Origin of the sequence: Bacillus sp. SIMBA_008, assembly GCF_046535495.1 — a bacterium.
Lineage (GTDB): Bacteria > Bacillota > Bacilli > Bacillales > Bacillaceae > Bacillus > Bacillus subtilis.
Genome location: NZ_JAWRWL010000922.1, coordinates 1 through 250, shown reverse-complemented (window position 1 = coordinate 250; position 250 = coordinate 1). Strand labels below are relative to the sequence as shown.

2 tRNA genes are annotated in these 250 nt (G+C 53.2%); both read right to left on the bottom strand.

Annotation, left to right across the window (positions count from 1 at the left end):
* Nucleotides 1–2 precede the first annotated feature (2 nt).
* A tRNA-Gly gene (locus tag SB658_RS26070) sits at nucleotides 3–74 on the bottom strand.
* Between the two features lie 5 nt (nucleotides 75–79).
* Nucleotides 80–166, bottom strand: a tRNA-Leu gene (locus tag SB658_RS26065).
* Nucleotides 167–250 lie beyond the last annotated feature (84 nt).

The window sequence follows — 250 nt, the reverse complement described above, 5'->3', positions numbered from 1 at the left end:
GGAGCGGAAGACGGGATTCGAACCCGCGACCCCCACCTTGGCAAGGTGGTGTTCTACCACTGAACTACTTCCGCAGAAATGGTGCGGATGAAGGGACTTGAACCCCCACGTCTGTAAAGACACTAGAGCCTGATTCTAGCGCGTCTGCCAATTCCGCCACATCCGCAACATGTAAATGGTGAGCCATGAAGGACTCGAACCTTCGACCCTCTGATTAAAAGTCAGATGCTCTACCAACTGAGCTAATGGC